Consider the following 5,374-nt stretch of genomic DNA (forward strand, 5'->3'; position numbering starts at 1 on the left):
TGCTAAGCGACTACCATATCTCACAGGGGGCAACCCCCAACTACTTCCGGCGTTCTAGGGCTTAACTTCTGTGTTCGGCATGGGTACAGGTGTATCTCCTAGGCTATCGTCACTTAACTGCTGAGTATCTAACACACTCAAAATTGAATAACGTCTCAAATTGTAAAAGATTTACCTCTACGCTATCTTTCTCAATGAAATTGTACTCCAGTTAGATCCTTACTAGATCTGCCTTCATTACTTAAGTAATTGTATTCGAACTAAAAAGCTAGTGATTTAGATAAATCATACGCTTTTCTTCACGTTCTCATTACTTCTTCTCGGATAAGTCCTCGAGCTATTAGTATTAGTCCGCTCCATTGCTCACACAACTTCCACTCCTAACCTATCTACCTGATCTTCTCTCAGGGCTCTTACTAACATAACGTTATGGGAAATCTCATCTTGAGGTGGGTTTCACACTTAGATGCTTTCAGCGTTTATCCCTTCCCTACATAGCTACCCAGCGATGCTCTTGGCAGAACAACTGGTACACCAGCGGTAAGTCCACTCTGGTCCTCTCGTACTAGGAGCAGATCCTCTCAAATTTCCTTCGCCCGCGACGGATAGGGACCGAACTGTCTCACGACGTTCTGAACCCAGCTCGCGTGCCGCTTTAATGGGCGAACAGCCCAACCCTTGGGACCGACTACAGCCCCAGGATGCGACGAGCCGACATCGAGGTGCCAAACCTCCCCGTCGATGTGAACTCTTGGGGGAGATAAGCCTGTTATCCCCAGGGTAGCTTTTATCCGTTGAGCGATGGCCCTTCCATACGGAACCACCGGATCACTAAGCCCGACTTTCGTCCCTGCTCGAGTTGTTGCTCTCGCAGTCAAGCTCCCTTATACCTTTACACTCTGCGATTGATTTCCAACCAATCTGAGGGAACCTTTGGGCGCCTCCGTTACTCTTTAGGAGGCGACCGCCCCAGTCAAACTGCCCGTCAGACACTGTCTCCGATAGGGATCACCTATCCGGGTTAGAGTGGCCATAACACAAGGGTAGTATCCCAACATCGCCTCCATCGAAACTGGCGTCCCGATCTCTTTGGCTCCTACCTATCCTGTACATGTGGCACAGACACTCAATATCAAACTGCAGTAAAGCTCCATGGGGTCTTTCCGTCCTGTCGCGGGTAACCTGCATCTTCACAGGTACTAAAATTTCACCGAGTCTCTCGTTGAGACAGTGCCCAAATCATTACGCCTTTCGTGCGGGTCGGAACTTACCCGACAAGGAATTTCGCTACCTTAGGACCGTTATAGTTACGGCCGCCGTTTACTGGGGCTTCAATTCATACCTTCGACTTACGTCTAAGCACTCCTCTTAACCTTCCAGCACCGGGCAGGCGTCACCCCCTATACATCATCTTACGATTTAGCAGAGAGCTGTGTTTTTGATAAACAGTTGCTTGGGCCTATTCACTGCGGCTCAGTTACACTGAGCACCCCTTCTCCCGAAGTTACGGGGTCATTTTGCCGAGTTCCTTAACGAGAGTTCTCTCGATCACCTGAGGCTACTCGCCTCGACTACCTGTGTCGGTTTGCGGTACGGGTAGAGTATAAATTAACGCTAGAAGCTTTTCTTGGCAGTGTGACGTCACTCACTTCGCTACTAAACTTCGCTCCCCATCACAGCTCAATGTTACAGATAGAAGCATTTGACTCCTATCACACCTCACTGCTTAGACGTGCTCTTCCATTCGCACGCTTGAGTTAGCCTACTGCGTCCCTCCTTCACTCTATACTCTAGTACAGGAATCTCTACCTGTTGGCCATCGGATACACCTTTCGGTCTCTCCTTAGGTCCCGACTAACCCAGGGCGGACGAGCCTTCCCCTGGAAACCTTAGTCTTACGGTGGACAGGATTCTCACCTGTCTTGCGCTACTCATACCGGCATTCTCACTTCTATGCGTTCCAGCGCTCCTCACGGTACACCTTCACCACACATAGAACGCTCTCCTACCATCCCCTAAAGGATCCACAGCTTCGGTAAATTGTTTTAGCCCCGGTACATTTTCGGCGCAGGGTCACTCGACTAGTGAGCTATTACGCACTCTTTGAATGAATAGCTGCTTCTAAGCTAACATCCTAGTTGTCTGTGCAACCCCACATCCTTTTCCACTTAACAATTATTTTGGGACCTTAGCTGGTGGTCTGGGCTGTTTCCCTTTCGACTACGGATCTTAGCACTCGCAGTCTGACTGCCGACCATAATTCTTTGGCATTCGGAGTTTATCTGAGATTGGTAATCCGGGATGGACCCCTCACCCAAACAGTGCTCTACCTCCAAGAATCTTTCTGTCGACGCTAGCCCTAAAGCTATTTCGGAGAGAACCAGCTATCTCCAAGTTCGTTTGGAATTTCTCCGCTACCCACAAGTCATCCAAGCACTTTTCAACGTGCCCTGGTGCGGTCCTCCAGTGAGTTTTACCTCACCTTCAACCTGCTCATGGGTAGGTCACATGGTTTCGGGTCTACATCATGATACTATGGCGCCCTCTTCAGACTCGGTTTCCCTACGGCTCCGTCTCTTCAACTTAACCTCGCATCATAACGTAACTCGCCGGTTCATTCTACAAAAGGCACGCTCTCACCCATTAACGGGCTCGAACTTGTTGTAGGCACACGGTTTCAGGTTCTCTTTCACTCCCCTCCCGGGGTGCTTTTCACCTTTCCCTCACGGTACTGGTTCACTATCGGTCACTAGGGAGTATTTAGGGTTGGGAGATGGTCCTCCCAGATTCCGACGGGATTCCTCGTGTCCCGCCGTACTCAGGATCCTGCTAGGTATAAAGACTATTTAAAATACGAGGCTCTTACTCTCTCTGGCAACCTTTCCCAAGGTCTTCTTCTATAATCTTTAAGTCCACATCGCAGTCCTACAACCCCGAGAAGTAAACTTCTCGGTTTGCCCTCTTGCCCTTTCGCTCGCCGCTACTCAGGCAATCGCTTTTGCTTTCTCTTCCTGCAGCTACTTAGATGTTTCAGTTCACTGCGTCTTCCTCCTCATCTCCTTAACAGAGATGGGTAACAGGCATCTACCCGTTGGGTTCCCCCATTCGGACATCCCTGGATCTACGCTTACTTACAGCTCCCCAAGGCATTTCGTCGTTTGTCACGTCCTTCTTCGGCTCCTAGTGCCAAGGCATCCACCGTGCGCCCTTACTAACTTAACCTTATCTTTGACCTCTCAGTCATATACTCATTAATATTCACAGCGTTTTCGGTTTATTTTCTTGTTACTATTTGATATCGTTATTCAATTTTCAATGTGCTAATTTTAGGATATTAAGAGACGGTTCGCTTGCGAAAACTTCTGTAGAAAAATAGAAAACTGACGTTGTGTTCGTCGAACACAAGGAAGTTTATCTTTTTCCCTAAGAAGTTAGTCTCATATGCAACTTCACTTCTTTATTAAGTTCAGTAGGATTCTATCCTAATGGAGCCTAGCGGGATCGAACCGCTGACCTCCTGCGTGCAAAGCAGGCGCTCTCCCAGCTGAGCTAAGGCCCCACAAGACCTCTCAAAACTAAACAAGACAAACTCAATGGCTTCCGTTTTTTCCTTAGAAAGGAGGTGATCCAGCCGCACCTTCCGATACGGCTACCTTGTTACGACTTCACCCCAATCATCTATCCCACCTTAGGCGGCTGGCTCCTTACGGTTACCTCACCGACTTCGGGTGTTACAAACTCTCGTGGTGTGACGGGCGGTGTGTACAAGGCCCGGGAACGTATTCACCGCGGCGTGCTGATCCGCGATTACTAGCGATTCCGACTTCATGTAGGCGAGTTGCAGCCTACAATCCGAACTGAGACTGGCTTTCAGAGATTAGCTTGCCGTCACCGGCTTGCGACTCGTTGTACCAGCCATTGTAGCACGTGTGTAGCCCAGGTCATAAGGGGCATGATGATTTGACGTCATCCCCACCTTCCTCCGGTTTATTACCGGCAGTCTCGCTAGAGTGCCCAACTCAATGATGGCAACTAACAATAAGGGTTGCGCTCGTTGCGGGACTTAACCCAACATCTCACGACACGAGCTGACGACAACCATGCACCACCTGTCACCGATGTTCCGAAGAAACTTCCTATCTCTAGAAATAGCATCGGGATGTCAAGACCTGGTAAGGTTCTTCGCGTTGCTTCGAATTAAACCACATGCTCCACCGCTTGTGCGGGCCCCCGTCAATTCCTTTGAGTTTCAACCTTGCGGTCGTACTCCCCAGGCGGAGTGCTTAATGCGTTAGCTGCGGCACTAAGTCCCGGAAAGGACCTAACACCTAGCACTCATCGTTTACGGCGTGGACTACCAGGGTATCTAATCCTGTTCGCTCCCCACGCTTTCGAGCCTCAGCGTCAGTTACAGACCAGAGAGCCGCTTTCGCCACCGGTGTTCCTCCATATATCTACGCATTTCACCGCTACACATGGAATTCCACTCTCCCCTTCTGCACTCAAGTTAAACAGTTTCCAAAGCCTACAATGGTTGAGCCACTGCCTTTCACTTCAGACTTTTCTAACCGCCTGCGCTCGCTTTACGCCCAATAAATCCGGACAACGCTCGGGACCTACGTATTACCGCGGCTGCTGGCACGTAGTTAGCCGTCCCTTTCTGGTTAAGTACCGTCACAGTATGAACTTTCCATTCTCACACTCGTTCTTCCTTAACAACAGAGCTTTACGATCCGAAAACCTTCTTCACTCACGCGGCGTTGCTCGGTCAGGGTTCCCCCCATTGCCGAAGATTCCCTACTGCTGCCTCCCGTAGGAGTCTGGGCCGTGTCTCAGTCCCAGTGTGGCCGATCACCCTCTCAGGTCGGCTATGTATCGTCGCCTAGGTAGGCCATTACCCTACCTACTAGCTAATACAACGCAGGTCCATCTACTAGCGATGCAATTGCATCTTTCAAGCATCTAACATGTGTTACATACTGTTATGCGGTATTAGCTATCGTTTCCAATAGTTATCCCCCTCTAATAGGCAGGTTACCTACGCGTTACTCACCCGTTCGCAACTCACAGCCTATGGTGTAGCAAGCTACGGTATAGACTGTGCGTCCTACTTGCATGTATTAGGCACGCCGCCAGCGTTCGTCCTGAGCCAGGATCAAACTCTCATATAAAGTTTGAGCTCTCACTCATTTCTGTCACTGACAGATTTATTGTTTCTTCTTAATGTTTGACGGACTGTCTTTAAACAGTCGCCTGCACATTGGTTCGTCTTGTTCAGTTTTCAAAGGTCTTTGTCGCCCCTCAAGCGACAACTATCTTAGTATATCATCTCCTTTGACTCTTGTCAATACCTTTTTTCATCTTTTTTTATTTT

General features: G+C 49.2%; 1 tRNA gene and 3 rRNA genes. All 4 read right to left on the bottom strand.

The annotated features are described in order from the left end of the window. Window position 1: 1 nt before the first annotated feature. Window positions 2-117 (bottom strand): 5S ribosomal RNA (rrf, locus tag ACOMA9_RS09695). Window positions 118-320: 203 nt separating this feature from the next. Continuing rightward, window positions 321-3,222 (bottom strand): 23S ribosomal RNA (locus ACOMA9_RS09700). A 264-nt stretch (window positions 3,223-3,486) separates the two neighbouring features. Next, window positions 3,487-3,559: transfer RNA gene (locus tag ACOMA9_RS09705), tRNA-Ala, on the bottom strand. Between the two features lie 56 nt (window positions 3,560-3,615). Next, a 16S ribosomal RNA gene (locus ACOMA9_RS09710) occupies window positions 3,616-5,171 on the bottom strand. The 16S, 23S and 5S rRNA genes sit together here with 1 tRNA gene alongside, the layout of an rRNA operon. Window positions 5,172-5,374 lie beyond the last annotated feature (203 nt).

Origin of the sequence: Streptococcus atopicus (assembly GCF_049166725.1) — a bacterium.
Lineage (GTDB): Bacteria > Bacillota > Bacilli > Lactobacillales > Streptococcaceae > Streptococcus > Streptococcus hominis.